The organism is Leeuwenhoekiella nanhaiensis (genome assembly GCF_002744755.1).
In the GTDB taxonomy this organism is placed as follows: domain Bacteria; phylum Bacteroidota; class Bacteroidia; order Flavobacteriales; family Flavobacteriaceae; genus Leeuwenhoekiella; species Leeuwenhoekiella nanhaiensis.
Genome location: NZ_KZ319288.1, coordinates 62,067 through 82,384, shown reverse-complemented (window position 1 = coordinate 82,384; position 20,318 = coordinate 62,067). Strand labels below are relative to the sequence as shown.

At 40.7% G+C, this 20,318-nt stretch carries 22 protein-coding genes; 3 read left to right on the top strand and 19 right to left on the bottom strand.

Going from position 1 to position 20,318, the window contains the following annotated elements:
• The first annotated feature begins 187 nt into the window (after positions 1–187).
• Positions 188–694, top strand: a complete 507-nt coding sequence (locus CJ305_RS04025) for a peroxiredoxin-like family protein (RefSeq protein ID WP_099644971.1) — start codon at positions 188–190, stop codon at positions 692–694.
• 51 nt (positions 695–745) lie between these two features.
• On the opposite strand, the gene hisIE is transcribed toward CJ305_RS04025, so the two are convergent.
• From hisIE to hisG, 9 genes are all read right to left on the bottom strand, one after another.
• A complete protein-coding gene (gene hisIE / locus CJ305_RS04020; protein ID WP_099644970.1) occupies positions 746–1,339 on the bottom strand; it encodes a bifunctional phosphoribosyl-AMP cyclohydrolase/phosphoribosyl-ATP diphosphatase HisIE in 594 nt (197 codons plus the stop codon).
• 31 nt (positions 1,340–1,370) lie between these two features.
• Positions 1,371–2,126, bottom strand: coding sequence for an imidazole glycerol phosphate synthase subunit HisF (hisF, locus tag CJ305_RS04015; RefSeq protein ID WP_099644969.1), 756 nt, complete (start codon positions 2,124–2,126; stop codon positions 1,371–1,373).
• Between the two features lie 119 nt (positions 2,127–2,245).
• A complete protein-coding gene (hisA, locus tag CJ305_RS04010) occupies positions 2,246–2,998 on the bottom strand; it encodes a 1-(5-phosphoribosyl)-5-[(5-phosphoribosylamino)methylideneamino]imidazole-4-carboxamide isomerase (protein ID WP_099644968.1) in 753 nt (250 codons plus the stop codon).
• 54 nt (positions 2,999–3,052) lie between these two features.
• Positions 3,053–3,445 carry a four helix bundle protein gene (locus CJ305_RS04005; protein ID WP_099644967.1) on the bottom strand — a complete coding sequence of 131 codons (393 nt, stop codon included), beginning with the start codon at positions 3,443–3,445 and terminating at the stop codon, positions 3,053–3,055.
• Positions 3,446–3,496: 51 nt separating this feature from the next.
• Positions 3,497–4,132 (bottom strand): imidazole glycerol phosphate synthase subunit HisH, encoded by a 636-nt coding sequence (hisH, locus tag CJ305_RS04000; protein WP_099644966.1) that lies wholly within the window; start codon positions 4,130–4,132, stop codon positions 3,497–3,499.
• Positions 4,133–4,170: 38 nt separating this feature from the next.
• On the bottom strand, positions 4,171–5,337 hold the full coding sequence (gene hisB, locus CJ305_RS03995; protein ID WP_099644965.1) for a bifunctional histidinol-phosphatase/imidazoleglycerol-phosphate dehydratase HisB: 1,167 nt from the start codon (positions 5,335–5,337) through the stop codon (positions 4,171–4,173).
• Positions 5,338–5,346: 9 nt separating this feature from the next.
• Positions 5,347–6,393 (bottom strand): histidinol-phosphate transaminase, encoded by a 1,047-nt coding sequence (gene hisC, locus CJ305_RS03990; RefSeq protein WP_099644964.1) that lies wholly within the window; start codon positions 6,391–6,393, stop codon positions 5,347–5,349.
• Complete coding sequence (gene hisD / locus CJ305_RS03985; protein ID WP_099644963.1) at positions 6,393–7,685, bottom strand: histidinol dehydrogenase; 1,293 nt, start codon at positions 7,683–7,685, stop codon at positions 6,393–6,395. Before hisD ends, hisC begins: the two co-directional genes overlap by 1 nt.
• A gap of 113 nt (positions 7,686–7,798) precedes the next feature.
• Entirely contained in the window at positions 7,799–8,659 is an 861-nt protein-coding gene (gene hisG, locus CJ305_RS03980; RefSeq protein ID WP_099644962.1) for an ATP phosphoribosyltransferase, read from the bottom strand.
• Positions 8,660–8,933: 274 nt separating this feature from the next.
• Here hisG and CJ305_RS03975 point away from each other — a divergent pair, with 274 nt between their 5' ends.
• Both CJ305_RS03975 and CJ305_RS03970 read left to right on the top strand, forming a co-directional pair.
• A complete protein-coding gene (locus CJ305_RS03975; RefSeq protein WP_099644961.1) occupies positions 8,934–9,650 on the top strand; it encodes an OmpA family protein in 717 nt (238 codons plus the stop codon).
• The gene (locus tag CJ305_RS03970) at positions 9,647–10,234 is read left to right on the top strand and encodes a hypothetical protein (RefSeq protein ID WP_099644960.1); all 588 of its coding nucleotides are present in this window, start codon (positions 9,647–9,649) and stop codon (positions 10,232–10,234) included. The genes CJ305_RS03975 and CJ305_RS03970 overlap by 4 nt, the downstream gene beginning before the upstream one ends.
• 48 nt (positions 10,235–10,282) lie before the next feature.
• Here CJ305_RS03970 and CJ305_RS03965 read toward each other — a convergent pair whose 3' ends face one another.
• From CJ305_RS03965 to lpxD, 10 genes are all read right to left on the bottom strand, one after another.
• Positions 10,283–11,098, bottom strand: coding sequence for a prohibitin family protein (locus tag CJ305_RS03965; RefSeq protein ID WP_099644959.1), 816 nt, complete (start codon positions 11,096–11,098; stop codon positions 10,283–10,285).
• Positions 11,099–11,191: 93 nt separating this feature from the next.
• Positions 11,192–13,231, bottom strand: a complete 2,040-nt coding sequence (locus CJ305_RS03960; RefSeq protein WP_099644958.1) for a hypothetical protein — start codon at positions 13,229–13,231, stop codon at positions 11,192–11,194.
• A 24-nt stretch (positions 13,232–13,255) separates the two neighbouring features.
• Entirely contained in the window at positions 13,256–14,002 is a 747-nt protein-coding gene (fabG, locus tag CJ305_RS03955; protein WP_099644957.1) for a 3-oxoacyl-[acyl-carrier-protein] reductase, read from the bottom strand.
• Between the two features lie 120 nt (positions 14,003–14,122).
• Positions 14,123–14,995 carry a succinate--CoA ligase subunit alpha gene (gene sucD / locus CJ305_RS03950; RefSeq protein ID WP_099644956.1) on the bottom strand — a complete coding sequence of 291 codons (873 nt, stop codon included), beginning with the start codon at positions 14,993–14,995 and terminating at the stop codon, positions 14,123–14,125.
• A 151-nt stretch (positions 14,996–15,146) separates the two neighbouring features.
• The gene (locus tag CJ305_RS03945) at positions 15,147–15,560 is read right to left on the bottom strand and encodes a nuclear transport factor 2 family protein (RefSeq protein ID WP_099644955.1); all 414 of its coding nucleotides are present in this window, start codon (positions 15,558–15,560) and stop codon (positions 15,147–15,149) included.
• 1 nt (position 15,561) lies between these two features.
• Positions 15,562–16,497, bottom strand: a complete 936-nt coding sequence (locus CJ305_RS03940) for a UDP-3-O-(3-hydroxymyristoyl)glucosamine N-acyltransferase (RefSeq protein WP_099644954.1) — start codon at positions 16,495–16,497, stop codon at positions 15,562–15,564.
• 3 nt (positions 16,498–16,500) lie between these two features.
• Positions 16,501–17,067: an elongation factor P gene (gene efp, locus CJ305_RS03935; protein ID WP_099644953.1), complete on the bottom strand. Its 567-nt coding sequence runs from the start codon at positions 17,065–17,067 to the stop codon at positions 16,501–16,503.
• Between the two features lie 27 nt (positions 17,068–17,094).
• Positions 17,095–17,880 (bottom strand): acyl-ACP--UDP-N-acetylglucosamine O-acyltransferase, encoded by a 786-nt coding sequence (gene lpxA, locus CJ305_RS03930; RefSeq protein WP_099644952.1) that lies wholly within the window; start codon positions 17,878–17,880, stop codon positions 17,095–17,097.
• Positions 17,881–17,883: 3 nt separating this feature from the next.
• The gene (locus CJ305_RS03925) at positions 17,884–19,293 is read right to left on the bottom strand and encodes a bifunctional UDP-3-O-[3-hydroxymyristoyl] N-acetylglucosamine deacetylase/3-hydroxyacyl-ACP dehydratase (RefSeq protein WP_099644951.1); all 1,410 of its coding nucleotides are present in this window, start codon (positions 19,291–19,293) and stop codon (positions 17,884–17,886) included.
• Complete coding sequence (gene lpxD, locus CJ305_RS03920) at positions 19,283–20,311, bottom strand: UDP-3-O-(3-hydroxymyristoyl)glucosamine N-acyltransferase (protein WP_099644950.1); 1,029 nt, start codon at positions 20,309–20,311, stop codon at positions 19,283–19,285. The genes CJ305_RS03925 and lpxD overlap by 11 nt, the downstream gene beginning before the upstream one ends.
• Positions 20,312–20,318: the final 7 nt, after the last annotated feature.

The following is a 20,318-nucleotide window of genomic DNA, read 5'->3' as shown; positions in this document are numbered from 1 at the left end:
CACTTAAAAAGACGTCAAAAAACACTGAATTTCAAACTATTAGTAAACCTATACTTGTAAAAAAATTCTGTTACAGGTGTGCTTAAAGATATATACAAGTACAAAATATTTAAGAAATTCTTAACCATTTTTACCAGTCCTTTGTGCCTCTGTAGAGTGGCTTAAAACTACCTTGAAAAGAAAAACTATGAAACCAAATCAGGAAGTACCTCAATTAGACTTAAACCTTATCAATGGCACCCGATGGGAATTGAATAAGCAAAAACCGAAAAGTTTTACACTTGTATTGTTTTACAGAGGTCTGCACTGCCCTATCTGCAAAAAACAACTGAAAGAGTTCACTTCAAAACTCAGCGATTTTGAAGAACGCGGCGTGAATCTTATCGCGGTAAGTATGGATACAGAAAAACGAGCAAAACTTTCGGCAGAAAAATGGGAAACCGGGAATCTACCCATCGCCTATGAGTTGACCGAAGACAAAGCACGCGAATGGGGACTGTATATTTCACACGCTATAAAAGAAGGGGAACCCGAAGTTTTTTCAGAACCCGGACTCTTTTTGATAAAACCCGACGGAACACTTTACAGCTCTATAATTCAAACCATGCCTTTTGCCCGCCCAGATATCGACGGACTATTAAAAGGAATTGACTTTATCAAAAAAGAAGACTACCCGGCGCGGGGAGGAAAATAATTAAATATATACACCTTCGCAAAAGTGCCCTTAGATTTAAGGGCACTTTTTTTATTTTTTTCGATTTATCAAAACCTGCTCAATATCCTGTAATCCGTAGCCTTTGGCTTTCAACAAGATTAAATAGTGAAATAAGAGGTCTGCACTCTCGTTGAGAAATAATTCGTCGTTGTCATCTTTGGCTTCAATGACCACTTCAACGGCTTCCTCTCCTACTTTCTGGGCGATTTTATTGATGCCTTTGCGAAAAAGATCTGCGACGTAACTTTTTTCGTTATCCTGATTGGCTTTCCGTTCAGAAATCGTGTGCTCCAATTCAGTTAGGAAACCAAACGACTGCTCGTTATCCTCACTCCAGCAATTATCGGTTCCTTTATGGCAAGTTGGCCCCTGCGGATTTACGCTTATCAATAAGGTGTCGTTATCACAATCATTTTTAATGGAGACCAAGTGTAAAAAGTTACCGCTTTCTTCGCCTTTGGTCCACAAGCGTTGCTTACTACGGCTGTAAAAAGTCACTTTTTTGGTCTCGTTGGTTTTAAGATAGGCTTCTTCATTCATATAGCCCAGCATCAAAACGTTTTTGGTTTTAGCGTCCTGTATAATTGCCGGCACCAGGCCCTGATCATTATAGTTGATTTTCATGGTATCTTTTTTTTACGCGGTTGCGAAAGTATTAAATCCGTACCGGGATGTTTTGTTTTTTCAATTCATGTTTTAGCTCGGGGATGTCTATTTCGTGGAAATGAAATACACTGGCAGCCAGAGCTGCGTCTGATTTTCCGTTTTTAAAGGTATCTGTGAAATGCTGCATAGTCCCTGCCCCGCCCGAAGCGATAATGGGAATATTCAACATACCGCTCAGTTTTGCCAGGGCTTCGTCTGCAAAGCCATTTTTAGTGCCGTCGTGATCCATCGAGGTAAAGAGGATTTCTCCTGCACCACGTTGTTCAACTTCCCGTGCCCATTCAAACAGATCGAGTTCTGTAGGTACTTTACCACCTACAAGATGTACAGTCCATTTTCCTTCAATTTGTTTCGCGTCAATAGCTACCACAACGCATTGCGAACCGAATTTAGCCGCAAGATTATTAATCAGTTGCGGATTTTTAACCGCCGACGAATTGATCGATACCTTGTCTGCCCCGTTTTGCAAAAGGATATCTACATCTTCAACAGATGAAATTCCGCCACCCACGGTAAAAGGAATGTTTATTTTTTCGGCTACTCGCAAAACCAGATCAGCCAGGGTTTTTCGGCGTTCTTCCGTTGCCGAAATATCCAAAAAAACGAGTTCGTCTGCACCCGTCTCGGCATATTTAGCCGCCAGCTCGACCGGGTCACCGGCATCGCGCAGATCTACAAAATTGACCCCTTTTACGGTTCGGCCGTTTTTAATATCGAGACAGGGTATGATTCGTTTGGTAAGCATATTTTTATTTTTTGTCTTTTCCGCACTTCGATGCACTCAGCATAAATTTCGACGGAAAACTAATTTTTTATCAGGAGTCCAGACCTCACAGGTTTTTAAAACCTGTGAGGTCTCCTTATTTAAGAATTCAATATAAAACCTTCCAGTTGTTTCATCGAAATACGTCCTTCGTAAATCGCCTTCCCAATAATGGTTCCTTCGCAGCCCAGTTCAGCCAGCTTGGGTAATTCGTCAAAATGGGAGATTCCGCCGGAGGCTATTAGTTTAAGACTCTTGACTGCCCCTTCGACAAGCTCAGGGTGACATTCTTCCAGAATCTTTCGGTACAAATCAAAAGAAGGACCTTCTAACATCCCATCTTTGCTGATGTCTGTACAAATCACATACGACACGCCTTCCTGGTGATAGCTTTTGATAAACGGAATCAATTCCTCTTTAGATTCTTCCAGCCATCCGCTAACGGCAACTTTTTCATCCTTCGCATCTGCTCCCAGAATAATCTTGTCGGGACCAAATTTAGACAACCAGCTCTTAAACGTGTCCGGGTCCTTGACGGCAATACTTCCACCGGTGATTTGATTGGCACCACTTTCAAAAGCGACACGCAAATCCTCGTCGGTTTTGAGTCCGCCACCAAAATCAATTTTTAGACTGGTTTGTGAAGCGATTTGCTCCAACACCTTGTGGTTTACAATATGCTTGCTCTTAGCGCCATCCAGATCAACCAGATGTAAATATTGAATACCGTGGGCTTCAAATTCCTTAGCAACCTCAAGCGGGTGCTCATTGTATATTTTCTTGGTATCGTAATCACCTTTTGAAAGGCGTACACACTTACCGTCTATGATGTCTATGGCTGGGATTATTCGCATTGGTAATTTGTTGTTTCTTATTTCTTGTTTATTATTCCTGGTTTCTATAAAATTCTAGCGCTGAAATTTTGGACCTTTGAATTCTGAATTTTTCAGATAGGTAATGAAACCACCAATTTTGTTTTGTATTTCCTGACATTTTATCGAATTCTCTTCAAACAATTCTTTCGAAATCAAACCTTTATCCATACATCTGTAAAATTGCGATTTTAATTCTCCTGCACTACCCTTAGCATAACTCAAGAAGTTTATAAATTCCTTATTTCCTCCACGATCAAATCCCTCCGCAATATTGTCCATAATTGAACCGGAACTCTTTTCCATTTGGTTTCTTAATGCATAATTTGATCCAACTCCTGTATTCTGAAAAAGTTGCTCAATATTTATGCATAAATCCCTTGCGAGTTGCCAAATGTCAAGTTCTTCAAACCTTTTTATAGTTCCCATTTTTCAACATATTAAACAAGAAATAATAAATCATAAACAATAAATTCTATTTTACAAGCTCACAAAATTTTTCAAAATTTCCTGTCCAACTTTACCACTTTTCTCCGGATGAAACTGCACACCGTAAAAATTGTCTTTTTGCAAAGCCGAAGCATAATCAACTTCATAATGGGTGGTGGCGATCATTTCAGTGCATTGGGGAGCATAAAAACTGTGCACCAGATACATATGGGAGTTCTCGGGTATTCCTTTGAATAGAGGTCCTTCCAGGTTTGAAATTTCATTCCAGCCGATTTGCGGAACTTTTACGGCATTTGAAAACTTAATCACATCGGTATCAAAAATCCCAAGTCCGGTGGTATCTCCTTCTGTTGAGTGTTTGCACATCAATTGCATCCCCAGGCAAATACCTAATACAGGTTGTTTTAGAATAGGAATTACCTGGTCTAAGCCGGTAGCTCGTAGTTTGGCCATCGCACTACTGGCCTCTCCCACACCCGGAAAAATCACCTTATCTGCAGCTTTAATTTCTTCAGCATTGTCAGACAGGACCGCATCAATTCCCAAACGTTTGAAGGCAAACTTGATACTTTGTATGTTTCCGGCGCCGTAGTTTATGATTACGAGTCCCCCACCAGCTCCTCCTAAGGGGGAGTGCTTTTGTTCCGTTATAGTATTGTTGTTCATTGCTATTAATTTAATTCCCCCTTCGGGGTTTAGGGGGATCAGAGCATCCCCTTCGTACTGGGCAACACCATTTTATCCGGATCTCTTTTAACAGCCACTTTTATGGCTTTCGCAAAGGCTTTAAAAATGGCTTCGATCTTGTGATGTTCGTTAGTGCCTTCGGCTTTTACATTTAGGTTTGCGCGGGCCCCGTCTGTAAAGGATTTGAAGAAATGATAAAACATTTCGGTAGGCATCTCCCCTATTTTCTCGCGTTTGAAGTCGGCTTCCCATACCAGCCAGTTGCGGCCTCCAAAGTCGATAGCCACTTGGGCCAGGCAATCATCCATTGGCAGGCAAAAGCCATAGCGTTCAATACCCAATTTGTTACCCAGAGCTTTCGCAAATACTTCGCCCAAAGCGATGGCGGTATCTTCAATGGTATGGTGCTCGTCTACCTCAAGGTCACCATCTACGTGTATTTTAAGATCCATAGAACCATGGCGGGCCAACTGATCGAGCATATGATCAAAAAACGCCAGACCGGTTTTGATATCGCTTTTGCCTGTTCCGTCGAGGTTGAGCTCTATTTCAATATCGGTTTCGTTGGTTTTTCTAGAGATGGAAGCCGTGCGCGCGTTGAGTTTTAAAAACTCGTAAATCTGTTGCCAGTCGGTAGTCTCAAGTGCGATATAGGCATCGAGATCTTCCCGTTTTGTGGTGATTTCGTCTGACCCCAAATCGGTATGATCGCTTATAAAAATGCCCTTAGCGCCCAGATTTTTCGCAAGTTCGATATCGGTAATACGATCGCCAAGAACAAAACTGTTTTCGAGATCGTAATCTTCCGAGAAAAACTCGGTCAACATACCGGTTCCCGGCTTGCGCGTATTGGCGTTTTCTGCGGGTAAAGTCTTGTCGATAAACACACGATCAAAAACAACCCCTTCGTTTTCAAAGGATTTTATAATGAAATTATGCACCGGCCAAAAGGTGTGTTCAGGAAATGAATCGGTTCCCAGACCGTCCTGATTGGTAATCATCACGAGTTTGTAATCGAGTTCTTTAGCGATTTTACTCAGGTACGTAAATACTTTTGGGTAAAAAGTGACTTTCTCAAAAGCGTCTACCTGATAACCCGGTGGCTCCTTAATAATGGTACCGTCGCGGTCTATAAAAAGTACTTTTTGACCTTTTGTTTCTTGTTGGTTGGATGAATTATTCATTTTTAAAACTTAGTCTAATTCGTTTAAAGCGGCGATTAATTTTTTGTTTTCGTCTGGTGTTCCCACCGTAAAACGCAAGGTGTTTTCACATAAAGCCTGCGTGCTTCGGTTGCGCACCACAATACCTTTTTGAATGAGCTGATCGTAGCGTTTATTGGCATTGTCTACCCGTGCAAGGATAAAATTGGCTTCAGAAGGAAAAACGTGCTGCACAAAATCTACTTGAAGTAACACTTTAGATAATGTATCTCTTTCCTTTAAAATAAAGTTAATTTCAGTCTCAACTTTTTCGGCGTCTAAAACGCGCTCTAATGCTCTTTTTTGTGTGAGTTCATTCACATTATAAGGCGGTTTGATTTTGTTGAGTATCGCAATAATTTCTGCGGAAGCATAACAAATTCCCAGCCTGATTCCGGCTAAGCCGTAAGCTTTAGACAGGGTTTGAATGATTACCAGATTTGGATATTCCTGAAGCCGGGTTGACCAGCTTTCGCCTTCGGCAAAATCAATATACGCCTCATCCACAATTATAAGTCCGCGGAAGGATCTCAATAGTTTTTCAATCGACTCCGCCTCAAAACTATTTGCTGTAGGATTATTTGGCGAACACAGAAAAATCATCTTGGTCTGATGATCTACCTGTTCTAAAACCGCGTGTACATCAGGTTGAAATTCTTTGGTTAACATCACCTCACGGTTTGCAATATCGTTAGTTGCTGCGAGCACACTATACATCCCATACGTAGGCGGCAACGTGATTACATTATCGGTTTTGGGTTCACTAAACGCCCGAAACAACAAATCAAGCACCTCGTCGCTGCCGTTACCCAAAAGAATCTGATCTACCGGAACGCGCTTTACGGTTGATAAATGCTGCTTCAATGTAATTTGCTGCGGATCGGGATAGCGGTTTACGCCATTGTTATACGGGTTTTCATTGGCATCTAAAAAAACCATATCCTGGTGAAAATCCTTAAACTCATCACGGGCCGAAGAATAGGGTTTGAGTCGCGCTACATTCTCGCGCACCAGTTTTTCCAAGTGAAATGTTGACATCAGTTCTGTTTTGCGAGTTTATTGAGACGTAAGGTAACGGCATTCTTATGTGCCTGAAGCCCTTCGGCGGCAGCCATAAGTTCGATTGCGTTACCGATATTTTGAATGCCTTCTTCAGAGAGTCTTTGAAAGGTCATGCTTTTCATAAAACTATCAAGATTCACCCCACTGTATTGCTTGGCATAACCGTTAGTCGGCAAGGTGTGGTTTGTCCCGGAAGCGTAATCCCCGGCACTTTCGGGCGTATAGTTCCCAATAAACACAGAACCTGCATTGGCGATGTTATCCACGTAAAAATCATTACTGTCAGTAGCAACAATAAAATGCTCAGGGCCATATTCATCAATGAGTTCCAAAGCTTTCTCGTGCGTTTCTACATAAATGAGCTTGCTGTTAGCGATGGCTTTTTCAGCAATAGCTTTACGGGGAAGAGCTTCCAGCTGGTTGGCGATCTCCTCTTCCACTGCTGCAATAAGTTCTTTTGAAGTAGAAACCAAAATCACCTGGCTGTCTACACCATGTTCGGCCTGACTCAAGAGGTCTGAAGCGACGAATGCTGCATCTGCGGTATCGTCTGCAACTACCAGCAGTTCCGATGGACCGGCAGGCATATCGATACTTACATTGTATTTGGTAGCCATTTGCTTGGCTACGGTAACATACTGATTTCCGGGGCCAAAAATTTTATAGACTTTTGAAATACTTTCCGTACCAAAGGTCATCGCACCAATCGCCTGAATGCCACCCACTTTGTAGATTTTATCAATACCACACAATTGCGCGGTAACTAAAATCGCGGGATTGATGTTGCCCTGCTTATCAGGTGGCGTACATAAAATGACTTCTTTACATCCTGCTATTTTTGCCGGAATGGCCAGCATCAAAATTGTGGAGAATAAAGGAGCCGTCCCTCCCGGAATGTAAAGGCCCACCTTCTGTATGGGACGCTTTTCCTGCCAGCAAATAACGCCGGGAGCAGTTTCCACGCGTACTGGATCGGTTTTCTGGGCTTTGTGAAAAGCTTCAATATTGGTTTTTGCCAGCTTTATAGCTTCTTTTAAATCTGAATCCAGGCTCGTAAGAGCCTTATCGATTTCAGATGGGGAAACTATCAGATCTTTCGGGATAATCCCGTCAAATTTTTCGGTATATCGAGCAACAGCAGCATCGCCTTCGGTTTGAATGGCCTTAAAGACTTCGAGCACCGTACCTTCAATCTGATCGTAGGTCTGCGTAGGTCGTTTGAGGATTTCATCCCAATCTTCCCATAGCGGATTATTTATTTTAATCATTCTTTTCTTTTTTTGGAGCCGTTTTGATTTTGATCTATAACCATAAGGCTTTCGGAAAACATAAGTTCATTAGATTCCGACCTGCGTCGGAATGGTTTTGTATCGCTCAAACGCTACAAAACCATCTTTTCGATATCGCTTACCAAAATGCCCTGAGCCCCGGAGTCTTTCAGCTTGTCGATTACTTCCCAAAACTCATTTTTATCAATAACCGAGTGTACGCTGCTCCAGCCTTCTTCGGCTAACGGAAGCACTGTAGGGCTTTTCATACCCGGCAACATTGCGATAATCGCGTCCAGCCTGTCGTTTGGAGCATTTAGAAGTACGTACTTATAATCGCGGCCTTTTAATACCGCTTTTATACGAAATATAAGTTTGTCTAGAATCTCTTGGCGTTCGCTGTCTATCTTTGGCGAAACAGCCAAAACTGCTTCAGATTTAAGCATCACTTCCACTTCTTTCAACCCGTTTTTAAATAAGGTACTGCCGCTGGAAACGATATCGCAAATACCGTCTGCAAGGCCGATATTTGGAGCGATTTCTACCGAACCGTTGATGATGTGCAAATCAGCTTTTACTCCATATTTGGAAAGGTAATCCAGCACCGTATTGGGATAGGAAGTAGCAATTCTTTTACCTTCAAAATCTTTTACCGATTCGTATTTAGTGCCTTTAGGAACAGCCAGTGACACCTTACATTTTGAAAAGCCGAGTTTTTGTGCAATAGCGATGTCTGTTCCTTTTTCGATAAGTACGTTTTCTCCAATAATAGCGATATCAACCACCCCGTCTCTTAAATACTGCGGGATATCGCCGTTACGCAGGTAAAAAACCTCGAGCGGGAAATTGGCCGCACTGGCTTTGAGCTGGTCTCTGCCGTTATCAATACTTACGCCACAGTCTTTTAGGATTTGAAGGGAATCTTCATTGAGCCTTCCGGCTTTTTGAATAGCAATTTTAATTTTTTTTGTCATTTTTTGGTTTGTTAAGCTTGAACCATTCAAAACAGAAAACCCGTTTGAATGACTCAAACGGGTTATTGTAAATTATGCTTTATACACACATAACATTCTTACCTCGCTTGAGCGCGTAAATAAAAATGATGATGATGTAATGATATTGCTTTCATAATGCGGAAGCGAATTTAACCAAAAAAATACATTTTGGCTCAAAATATTTCAAATGTTTTCTTCGATGTAATACACTCATTTTAAGTTAAAGTGTTACATTTAATGAATTAATGGAGTCATGAAACGATTTTTAATTGCATTCGGGGTCTTTTTCTGCTGGTTTCTTCTGGGTATTTTATTTATGAATACCACAGGAGCTTTAGATCGTAAGAGTGTTTTTGCTTCAAAAATTTCAACAGAAAGTGATATAGATAGTACTCCAAACGCTGCTAAACCTGAGTTTGTTCCTTTTGTAGAAGATAATTCTGATGAAGAAGATTCCAAAAGAACTTTGACACAGCCTGATACCTTTATGGGGACTAATCTCAATCAGAGCAATGAGCAGGTAGTAGAAGAACTAACCAAAACCATACAGGCTAATAAACGACAACTCGCCGAAGATTTAGAAAAATTGCGCAATGCAAAGAAAAGGTCTAATGCAACAGCTGTTGCGCCCCGTACTTTTGACGCTTTATTCTATCCCGAGTTTAAGCACGCACGTTTTGTTGCTGAACAAAAAGCAACCAGCTTCCTAAGCTTTATAAAACAAAAATTATCTGCAGATCCCAATTTACATATTAAAGTGGTGGGACATACCGATTATATAGGTGATAAAGAAGATAATTATTTGCTGGCTTTGGACGAAGCTAAAAAAGTAAGGGAGTTTCTAATAAAAAGTCTTAAATTACCTGATAATCAGGTTTCTGCGTATTCAAGTGGTGAGACAGAACCTATTTACGATCGGGATTCTGCAAACAGGGAACTCAATCACCGAATAGAAATTTATTTTGAATGACAGCATTTAGCATCATATTACAAGGCGGAGACGGCAGTATAGCTGTTCCTCTTATTTATATAGAGATTTTTATATTGATGCTCACTTCTTTTTTGATAGGTTATTTCTTTGCTTTTTTCTCTCAGAAATCAAAATACCTTAAGAAAATAACTATTCTGAGAAAGCGTAGTGAGTTACAGGATCACGAGGAAAATTATTTTCTTGATGAAGAGGAAGATGAGGAACTGGAAGAACTTGTTGCAGCCCAAACTCCGGAAGAGTCTGTTCAATCTAAGAGTAAGCAAAAATCAGGTGTTCTTGATTTCGAGCGTTTAGGAACTGCTGATGCCGGGGAGGCAGATGATCTTCAGAAAATCATCGGGATTGGTCCTTATACCGAAGAGAAACTCAATACGATAGGCATTTATACTTTTGAGCAAATTAGCCGATTTAATGAAGCTGATATAGAACTTGTAACGGAATTGATTCAGTTTTTCCCCGATCGTATTAAAAACGATAACTGGGTAAGCAAAGCGAAAATGCTGCTGGAGTCCAAAAGGCGGACGCAACTACGGCGCGAGAGTCCGCGAATGAAAAGAGCATAAAAAAAACCGGTCATTAACTGACCGGTTTTTTTATGAAACTTTAATTGATTAATTGTTACCCAGTATTATAGGCAATCCTGAATCTCCTGAACCTACTACAATGATTTTGGAGTTGTTAGATTTGGCCAACTGCAATGTCGCTTCAATACCCTTATCCTTAAGAATTTGATCATTTAAAGATTGGCTTAAAATACGGTTAGCATCAGATTTACCCTGAGCTTCAATCACCTGACGTTCGGCTTCTTTTTGTGCAGATATCAGACGGAACTCATATTCTAAAGACTCCTGCTCCTGCTTCAATTTACGCTCTATTGCCTCTTTAATGGTAGCAGGCAATGTAACATCGCGAACTAAAACCTCGTCCAATTCAATATATTGATCCTTGATGATTTTACGGGTTTCGTCAAAAATTTCCGCCTGAATGGCGTCACGCTTTGAAGAATACAATTGTTCCGGTGTATAACGCCCTACAACCGAACGTGCAGCAGAACGAATAGTTGGAAGCAAAATTCGGCTTAAGTAATCTTCCCCTATTTCCTGATGCAATTTACCCAGGTTAGCAGCTTCAGGCTTATACCATACCGATGCTTCCAGTTTAATGTCCAGACCGTTGGAAGACAATACATTCATGATTTCCTTAAGTTCCTGGCGGCGCACTTCGTAAATATACACTTTGTTCCAGGGTGCAATGATTTGAAAACCCTCTCCTAAGGGAGGCTCATCGGTTACCACACCACCTCCAAAGGGGCGATACAAAACACCGGCCTCACCAGAATCTATGGTTATGGCTGATTTGAATAAAAGAATAACTACGATTATTACACCGATAATTACGGGAATTCCAATTTTGGGAAGTCTATCCATTTTTAAAAAAATTATAGTTTAAGGTATTCTGAAATATTCAGAATGAATTAATTGATAAGCTAATCATTTCTACTGCTAACTCAAAATTACAGATCAGATCAATCCGTTATATTTACGAATAAACCATTCTGTTGCTGCAGCTAATGCGATCACCAGCAATAACCACCAAAACTGAATAAGCGGCACATTCTCAACCGTTTCACGCTGAATAGGAGTATATCGCTTATCGGAAAGCAGTTGATCTATTAGTAGGTCAACGGTATTAATTGTTACAGCCATTCCGCCAGTGCTCTGAGATGCGGATTTCATCTTTGTATAATCGGCCTGTATAACCTGATTCTCTATATTATATTCGATTACCGTAAATGAGCCCGTGGTGCTTAAATTTGAACCCATTTCCTGAATCTGAAAGGTATAACTTCCGGGCTCTAAGTTGGGCAAATTAACCGTATAATTAGTCCGTGACAGGACCATAGGACTTTGATACAAAAATCCGTTTGACGTATTATTAAGCTCAAATTGCAATCGGGCACCGGAGTCAAAAACATAATTCTTATCAAAGAACTGAGCGCGAATTGCAATTCCGCTACCCCCATAATAAAAACGCTCGTGTTCTGACTGAAGCCGATTTCTTCTGGTATCTGCAGCTGAAAATTGAGCCAGTTTTTCAATAAAATTATCAAAAGTCTCAAAACTACGCGTGTCTAAATAAGACTGACTGCGCCATTTAAAGATTCCTGTGCCGAAAAGTACCACTTCTCTCCTGCCATTGGTTTCTACAGCGGCCAGCAACGGATTGCTGGTCTCAATGCCGGTAATACGCTGATTGAGAATTACATCTGCGGATGCATTTAGGTCTATTTCTCCAAAAGCTACCTCTAATGGCGGAAAATTCGAAAACTCCGTATCATCGAGCTGAAAACTCGAAAACGAGAGGTTATAAATGGCCTGCACCGCTTCGGTCTGATTATTTAGCGGTAGCTTAAAAACATCCTGCACCTGATTTAAAAATCTTCGGTCTGCTACAGGACCCGCAATAGTTATTCGGTTTTTATTCAGGTTGTTAAGAGCTGTGTAGAGATTTGTAAACGAACGCTGGGGTTCAAAGAGCACAATCAGGTTATAGTCGTTAAGTTCCTCCGCTGTAACTTCCGTACTCTTTTTGAGCGTAACGGTACGCAATTGATTACTTTCAAAAGCTTTTTTAAGCGTGCCTAAATCGGGATGAAGAATACTATATGTGATTAAAATTTTACTACGCTGATCTATAATTTCAATACCAAAACGTTTGGAATTATTAGCTGTGTTCTTCTCTTCAGGCAATTCTCCAATACGTACATCATACGTTTCAGTACCAATAGAAGATGCTTCGATAAAGGTGTTTAAACGCTGCGCCGGCTCTGCACTGCTTAATGAAATCGCTTCTTTGTAAAGCGTTGTGCCGTTTTTTTGAATGGAAACCGTGGTACTTACATCCTCTTCCCCAGCATACGAAACCATAATTTCAACCGGAAACCTATTTCGTAAATAACCGTATTTATTGACATTTACGCGATCTACACTGAGGTCTTCATAACTCGTTGTGTCTCCTACCGCCACAAAATAATGCGGGGACTGCTTTGCATCCTGAACGGTATAGGTGTAATTGGAGCCTAGATTGGCATTTCCATCGGTGATTAATAAAGGAGTAAAATCGTCTTTCTTATAGATGGAATAGATCGAGGAAAGTGCTTTGGAAATATCAGTCTGTTTCTCCTGAAATGTTAGCGAATCGAAGCTTTTAAGTGAACTGCCGAAGGCATAATAGTCAATATCAAAACGAGCATTTAAATCGTCTGAATTTTGAAATTTACGGAGCACATCGTTTACAGAGTCACCGTATCCCAAATGCGCTATTGAGGCCGAGTTGTCAACCGCTAAAGCCAGTTTAGGCTTTAATGTTGTGTAGGTAGCTTTTTTGAGAGAAGGATTTAATAAAAGTATTAAAAGCGCAAAAAGAGCTAAAAACCGAAGCCCCGCCAGGATAATACGCAATCGCAAACTTCCCTGAGGCTTGTAGAAATAAAAAAATACGGCAGCACCCAGAGCTATTACCCCAAACAGGATAATAAAAAATAGTGTGGATGCTGCCATATATGCTGTTGCTTATAAAAAAGATTAGGTTAGCATACCGCCATCAACCTGTAATACCTGACCGGTAACGTAGGCGCTCATATCACTGCCAAGAAATACACAGGCATTCGCTATATCTTCGGGAGTACCCCCTCGCTTCAGCGGAATGGCATCTCTCCAACCGGCAACTACTTTTTCATCAAGTTTTGCAGTCATTTCGGTCTCAATAAAACCGGGAGCCACCACATTAGTGCGTATGTTACGCGAGCCCAACTCAAGAGCCATAGACTTGGAGAAGCCGATAATACCTGCCTTTGATGCTGCATAATTTGCCTGACCTGCATTACCTTTTACGCCAACAACAGAACTCATATTGATGATACTGCCATAACGTTGCTTGAGCATTGTGCGTTGAACCGCTTTAGTCATATTGAAAATTGACTTTAAATTCACCTCAATCACCTGATCAAAGTCCTCTTCGCTCATACGCATAAGAAGATTGTCTTTTGTGATTCCGGCGTTGTTTACCAAAACATCAATAGAGTCAAAATCCTCACTTATTTGGTTTATGAGTTCCTGACAGTCTTCAAAAGAAGCAGCGTTAGATTTATAGGCTTTGGCTTTAACACCCATAGCCGTAAGTTCTTTTTCCAATTCTTCGGCAGGACCTGCAGAAGAACTATAAGTAAATGCAACGTTTGCTCCGTTTTCGGCAAATACTTTAGCGATGCCATGGCCAATACCACGACTGGCTCCGGTGATGATGGTATTTTTTCCTTCTAAAAGTTTCATTCTAATCGGATATCTATAATTAGTTAGTTTGAAGAGCGGTAAATATAGGAAACTTGAGGTGTTTGGGCATAAAAAAACCGACACTTTAAAATGTCGGTTTTTTGATCTATTTAAAAACTACTAAGCTAAAAGCTCAGCAACTTTTTTACCAATTTCAGCAGGAGAATCTACAACGTGAACTCCGTTTTCTCTAAGAATTTTCTTTTTATCAGCAGCAGACTCGCCTTCTCCAGATACAATAGCACCGGCGTGTCCCATTGTTCTACCTGCAGGAGCAGTTTCACCCGCGATAAAACCGATAACCGGTTTTTTGGTGCCGCTGGCTTTAATCCATTTTGCAGCATCAGCTTCAAGCTGACCACCTATTTCGCCGATCATAACTACAGCCTCAGTCTCCGGATCGTTAATAAGCAATTCTACAGCTTCTTTAGTCGTAGTACCAATAATTGGGTCACCACCTATTCCAATTGCTGTAGTAATACCTAAACCTTGTTTTACAACCTGATCAGCAGCCTCATAAGTAAGCGTTCCTGATTTAGAAACGATGCCTACTTTTCCTTTTTTAAATACAAAACCGGGCATGATCCCTACTTTAGCTTCACCTGGAGTAATAACACCAGGACAGTTAGGACCTATCAAACGGCAATCTTTATTATTAATATAGTCTGCAGCTTTAATCATATCTGCAACAGGAATACCCTCGGTAATAGCGATAATTACTTTGATTCCTGCGTCAGCAGATTCCATAATTGCATCTGCGGCAAATGCAGGTGGCACAAAGATTATAGACACGTCAGCACCGGTTTCTTTTACCGCATCTTCTACGGTATTAAAAACAGGTTTGTCAAGGTGTTTTTGACCTCCTTTTCCGGGGGTAACTCCACCTACAACATTAGTACCGTATTCGATCATTTGACCAGCGTGGAAAGTACCTTCGCTACCGGTAAAACCTTGTACAATAATTTTGGAATCTTTATTAACTAAAACGCTCATGTTTTATTTGATTTTTGTGAAAGTCTATTGTGACATTTAAACCCTTTACCAACTCAGGCCGAAAATCTAAACAAGTAATTTTTAATGCTTCGGATGCCTGATAAAAGTTTGTGGCAAAAGTAATTTTTTAAAGACGAAACCTCAAGAAATATTAGGACTTTATGCGAATGTGTGCGTCAATATTAAGTGGGTCTTCATCACTGGGCTGGCTTATTTGGTAACCCCGATAAAGCAGACCGTCTTTAAGTTCCCACATTGCCATAAAATGAATAATTCCTACCTCTTCATCCGGATTTTCTACGGTCTTTATGTAATAGGTTAATCGTATACTCGCTGTATTACCTTCCGAAATTAAATGACTGATTGAAGATCTAAGCGAAATAAATGATTTACCCATCTCCTTTGACATATTAGAAATATCGTCATAAGTCATTTTTGAAAAACCTGTTGAAGCATTCCAATATAATTCTGCATCCTGATGCAGGTATTTTTTGAGAACAGTAGGGTCGTTAAAAAAATCGGATTCGTATAAGCCTTTTAAAAGTTCTTTAGCTGATGTACTCATTTCATTTTTTTATTTGTTCTAAAATATAAGGAATCTGTCTGATTGATGCCATTTCCCGGAATTTCTTCTTGCTATCTTCTGCCGGACTTCCCAAATAAGATTTACCGCCTTCAAGGGTGCGCCCCACTCCACTTTGAGCAAAAATGACAGCCTTCTCTTTAATAGTAATACCACTGGCAATACCTACCTGGCCCCAGATAACCACATCATCCTCTATGACCACACAGCCCGAAATACCCGATTGCGCAGCAACCAAAACCCGTTTGCCAAGGCGGGTATCGTGACCAACATGCACCTGATTATCGAGTTTGGATCCCCAGCCAATTACTGTATCAGCAGTTACCCCGCGATCAATCGTACACGAAGCCCCTAACTCTACGTGATCTTCTAGTACCACTCTTCCTCCCGAAAGTAAGCGATCAAAGCCAGTCTCCCTCTTTTTATAGTAAAATGCATCTGCTCCCAGTACGGTACCGGAGTGAATAATCACACGATCCCCGATGATGGTATTGTCGTAAATCGTGACATTAGGATGGATGATGCAGTGATCACCAATGACCACATTATTACCTATAAAGGTATTGGGTTGAATTAATGTATGATTACCTATTTTGGCTGAAGAGGCAACGGATGCCTGTGCTTTTTCGAAAGGCTTAAAGTAACGGGTAAGCTTGTTAAAATCACGAAATGGATCATCTGAAATTAATAGGGCCTTACCCTCTGGGCAATCTACCTTTTTATTAATCAAAACGACCGTAGCAGCAGAATCCAGCGCCTTATCATAGTATTTTGGATGATCAACAAAAACAATATCTCCGGGCTCAACTACGTGAATTTCATTCATTCCCGTTACCGGAAAGTCAGCATCGCCAACATACTCGATGTCGTTGAGTAATGCAGCTATTTGCGCAAGGCTATGTTTTTGTGGAAATTTCAAAACTTATTCTTTAATGCGCTCTTTATAGGTTCCTTTTTCGGTCTCTACCTTGATTTTATCTCCTTCATTAATAAATAAAGGTACGTTTACTTCGGCTCCTGTTTCAACCGTAGCAGGTTTGGTCGCATTAGTTGCGGTATTTCCCTTTACTCCAGGTTCGGTAGCTGTGACAGTTAAAATCACGTGTGCCGGCATATCTACTGAAAGCGGCATATTGTCTTCGGTATTTATAGCAATTGAAACCACTTCACCTTCTTTAAGCAATCCCGGCTGATCCAAAGCTGATTCTAAAAGGCGTATTTGCGTGTAATCTTCGGTATTCATAAAATGATACCATTCACCATCGTGATATAAAAACTGATATCCTTTAGTTTCTACGCGTACTTCGTCAATCTTATGCCCTGCAGAAAAGGTGTTATCCAAAACTTTTCCGTTGGTGACACTTTTTAATTTGGTTCTCACAAAAGCAGGACCTTTACCCGGTTTTACGTGCAAAAATTCAATGATCTTATAAATATCGTGATTGTAGTGAATACACATCCCGTTGCGGATGTCTGATGTAGTTGCCATAATTTATTAATCTTTAAATACTCTTTTTTAATTGGTCGTGAAATATCCCTTCATGATACCTCGTTGCGAATTGCGAATAAATTGAAGAATCTCATCGCGTTCAGGAGTTGCTTCCATCTCGGCTTCAATGATATTAACCGCTTGCGTGTTGTTGTAGTTTTTCTGATACAAAATGCGATAAATGTCCTGTATTTCTCTAATTTTTTCGGTAGTAAAACCGCGACGACGTAGTCCTATCGAATTTATACCCACATAAGATAAAGGTTCGCGACCTGCCTTTACATAAGGAGGTACATCTTTACGTACCAGCGAACCACCGGTAACGAAAGCATGGCTTCCTATGGTACAAAATTGCTGTACAGCGGCCATTCCTGCTAAAACAACATAATCACCCACCACAATGTGTCCGGCAAGTGTGCTGTTATTTGAAAAAATACAGTGATCACCTACGATACAGTCGTGGGCAATATGGCTGTAAGCCATGATCCAGCAGTCATTACCAATCTGGGTTTTCATACGATCTGAAGTCCCTCTGTTAATGGTAACACACTCTCGTATGGTTGTATTATCTCCTATAATTGTAACCGTATCTTCATCATCAAATTTCTTATCCTGAGGAATTGCAGAAATGACCGCTCCCGGAAAAATGTTCACATTTTTACCGATGCGAGCACCTTCCATAATGGTTACGTTAGAACCAATCCAGCTGCCTTCACCAATTACAACGTTGTTATTAATCGTTGTAAAGGGTTCAATTACTACATTTTTGGCAATTTTTGCTCCGGGATGTACGTATGCTAAAGGTTGATTCATAATCTAGTCTTTCTTAACTTTTACGATTTGGGCCATAAGTTCGGCCTCAGAGACCAGCTTACCGTTTACATAAGCGCTTCCTTGCATATGGCAAATTCCCCGGCGTATGGGGGAAAGCAAATCTAATTTAAAAATGAGTGTATCACCCGGTAAAACCTGCTGTTTAAAACGAACATTATCAATTTTCATAAAGTACGTCAGGTAATTTTCAGGATCCGGCACTGTGCTTAACACCAAAATTCCTCCGGTTTGAGCCATGGCTTCAACCTGAAGAACCCCAGGCATAACAGGTGCTCCCGGAAAGTGCCCTACAAAAAAGGGCTCATTCATAGTCACATTTTTTAAACCGATGACACCGGTCTCTGTGATTTCCAGAATTTTGTCTACCAGCAAAAACGGAGGCCGATGTGGTAACATAGCCATAATTTCATGAATATCTTTTGCCGGAGGTTTAGATAAATCAAATACGGGAACATTATTACGCTTCTCAAGCTTGATAATCTTTTTCAGTTTTTTGGCAAACTGCGTATTTACGTAATGCCCGGGCTTATTAGCGATTACCTTACCGCGAATTGGCATTCCCACAAGAGCTAAATCACCTATTACGTCAAGCAATTTATGTCTGGCAGCTTCGTTAGGGTGGTGCAGCGTAAGGTTATCAAGTATTCCGTTCGGTTTAACAGAGATACTATCTTTATTAAATGCCGAACGTAATTTTTCCATAGTTTCCGGAGACAATTCTTTATCTACGTAAACAATGGCATTATTAAGATCTCCCCCTTTAATCAGGCCGTTTTCCAGCAACATTTCAATCTCGTGTAAAAAACTGAATGTTCTTGAATCTGAAATCTCTTCTTTAAATTCTGAAATATCCTTAATACTGGCATTTTGAGTACCCAGAATTTTTGTACCAAAGTCCACCATTGTTGTCAGCTGATAGTTATCTGCCGGCATAAGAATGATCTCACTTCCTGTTTTTTCATCCAGATAGCTAATAACTTCGGTAACCACATACTCCTCGCGCTGTGCTTCCTGCTCTTTTAGTCCGGCTTTCTCAAGCGCTTCTACAAAAAACTTGGAAGAACCATCCATAATAGGAGGCTCAGAAGCGTTGAGTTCGATACAAATATTATCAATTCCTAAACCTACGCAAGCGGCAAGAACGTGCTCACTGGTTTGGATGTAAACACCCATTTTTTCAAGGTTGGTGCCTCGCTGCGTATTTTCCACATATTCGGCATTCGCCTCTATTATTGGCTGACCCTCAAGGTCAACGCGCTTAAAAAAGTGGCCTGAATTTTCTTCCGCAGGCTTAAAAGTAAGAGTGACATTCTTACCTGTATGTAAACCAACGCCGGTTAAGGAAACCTCACCGGCGATTGTAAATTGCTTTCCTTCAGCTTTACTTATCATTGGATTTTTGTTTTTCCAAATTGTTTATTTGTTTGACTAAATCTGGTAGATTTTTGAAATGAACATAAGACTTATTATAGTCGCTATAGGCGATAGCCGGCGATCCCTGAACGGCCTCATCATCTTTAAGATTACGTCCAATACCCGATTGGGCCTGAATACGCACACGATCTCCAATAGTCAAATGCCCAACAATTCCTACCTGACCACCTATGAGACAGTTCTTTCCTATTTTGGTTGAACCTGCAATACCGGTTTGTGCCGCTATCGCCGTATGCTCACCTATCTCCACATTATGAGCAATCTGTATTTGATTGTCGAGCTTCACTCCTTTTCTGATTATAGTCGACCCCAAAGTAGCGCGGTCTATAGTAGTACCGGCACCAATGTCTACATTATCCTCAATGACAACATTTCCGGTTTGTGGAATTCGTGTGTACTCCCCTTTTTCATCAGGGGCAAAACCAAAACCGTCAGCCCCAATAATGGCGCCGCTATGCACATAAACTGTTTTACCTATTACAGAATCAGAATAAATTTTAGCTCCCTGAAAAATTACTGAGCCATCACCAATCGTGCAGTTATCACCAATATATACATTGGGATAAATCTTTACATCATCCCCTATTTTTACATTGTTTCCCAAATAGGAAAAAGCACCTATATAGACATTATCTCCATAAGAAGCCGAATCTGATATAAAAACCGGATTCTCAATACCGGCTTTATTCAGTTTGACCTGATTGTAGTATTCTAAAAGCTTAGAAAAAGATTTATACGCGTCTTCAACACGAATAAGAGTTATGGTCAACTCCTTCTCGGGCTTAAAATCTTTATCAACAATTGCTATTGAAGCATTCGTTTTATAGATGTAAGGGGTATACTTAGGATTAGAAAGAAAAGTTAGGGATCCTTCGGTTCCTTCTTCAATTTTTGAAAGTTTAGACACTTCTGCTTCAGGATTACCGTCAACAGTACCGTCTAAAATCCCAGCAATCTGTTCGGCTGTAAATTTCATCTTGGCA

Coding starts and splice junctions, on each gene's coding strand:
- CJ305_RS04005 (WP_099644967.1), bottom strand. CDS start 3,445: ATGGGAACTATAAAAAGGTTTGAAGAACTTGACATTTGGCAACTCGCA.
- hisD (WP_099644963.1), bottom strand. CDS start 7,685: ATGATTAAAATAAATAATCCGCTATGGGAAGATTGGGATGAAATCCTC.
- fabG (WP_099644957.1), bottom strand. CDS start 14,002: ATGAAACTTTTAGAAGGAAAAAATACCATCATCACCGGAGCCAGTCGT.
- sucD (WP_099644956.1), bottom strand. CDS start 14,995: ATGAGCGTTTTAGTTAATAAAGATTCCAAAATTATTGTACAAGGTTTT.
- lpxD (WP_099644950.1), bottom strand. CDS start 20,311: ATGAAATTTACAGCCGAACAGATTGCTGGGATTTTAGACGGTACTGTT.
- CJ305_RS03945 (WP_099644955.1), bottom strand. CDS start 15,560: ATGAGTACATCAGCTAAAGAACTTTTAAAAGGCTTATACGAATCCGAT.
- CJ305_RS03975 (WP_099644961.1), top strand. CDS start 8,934: ATGAAACGATTTTTAATTGCATTCGGGGTCTTTTTCTGCTGGTTTCTT.
- efp (WP_099644953.1), bottom strand. CDS start 17,067: ATGGCAACTACATCAGACATCCGCAACGGGATGTGTATTCACTACAAT.
- hisB (WP_099644965.1), bottom strand. CDS start 5,337: ATGAATAATTCATCCAACCAACAAGAAACAAAAGGTCAAAAAGTACTT.
- CJ305_RS03925 (WP_099644951.1), bottom strand. CDS start 19,293: ATGATAAGTAAAGCTGAAGGAAAGCAATTTACAATCGCCGGTGAGGTT.
- hisF (WP_099644969.1), bottom strand. CDS start 2,126: ATGCTTACCAAACGAATCATACCCTGTCTCGATATTAAAAACGGCCGA.
- CJ305_RS04025 (WP_099644971.1), top strand. CDS start 188: ATGAAACCAAATCAGGAAGTACCTCAATTAGACTTAAACCTTATCAAT.
- CJ305_RS03970 (WP_099644960.1), top strand. CDS start 9,647: ATGACAGCATTTAGCATCATATTACAAGGCGGAGACGGCAGTATAGCT.
- hisA (WP_099644968.1), bottom strand. CDS start 2,998: ATGCGAATAATCCCAGCCATAGACATCATAGACGGTAAGTGTGTACGC.
- CJ305_RS03960 (WP_099644958.1), bottom strand. CDS start 13,231: ATGGCAGCATCCACACTATTTTTTATTATCCTGTTTGGGGTAATAGCT.
- hisC (WP_099644964.1), bottom strand. CDS start 6,393: ATGTCAACATTTCACTTGGAAAAACTGGTGCGCGAGAATGTAGCGCGA.
- hisIE (WP_099644970.1), bottom strand. CDS start 1,339: ATGAAAATCAACTATAATGATCAGGGCCTGGTGCCGGCAATTATACAG.
- hisH (WP_099644966.1), bottom strand. CDS start 4,132: ATGAACAACAATACTATAACGGAACAAAAGCACTCCCCCTTAGGAGGA.
- lpxA (WP_099644952.1), bottom strand. CDS start 17,880: ATGAATCAACCTTTAGCATACGTACATCCCGGAGCAAAAATTGCCAAA.
- CJ305_RS03965 (WP_099644959.1), bottom strand. CDS start 11,098: ATGGATAGACTTCCCAAAATTGGAATTCCCGTAATTATCGGTGTAATA.
- hisG (WP_099644962.1), bottom strand. CDS start 8,659: ATGACAAAAAAAATTAAAATTGCTATTCAAAAAGCCGGAAGGCTCAAT.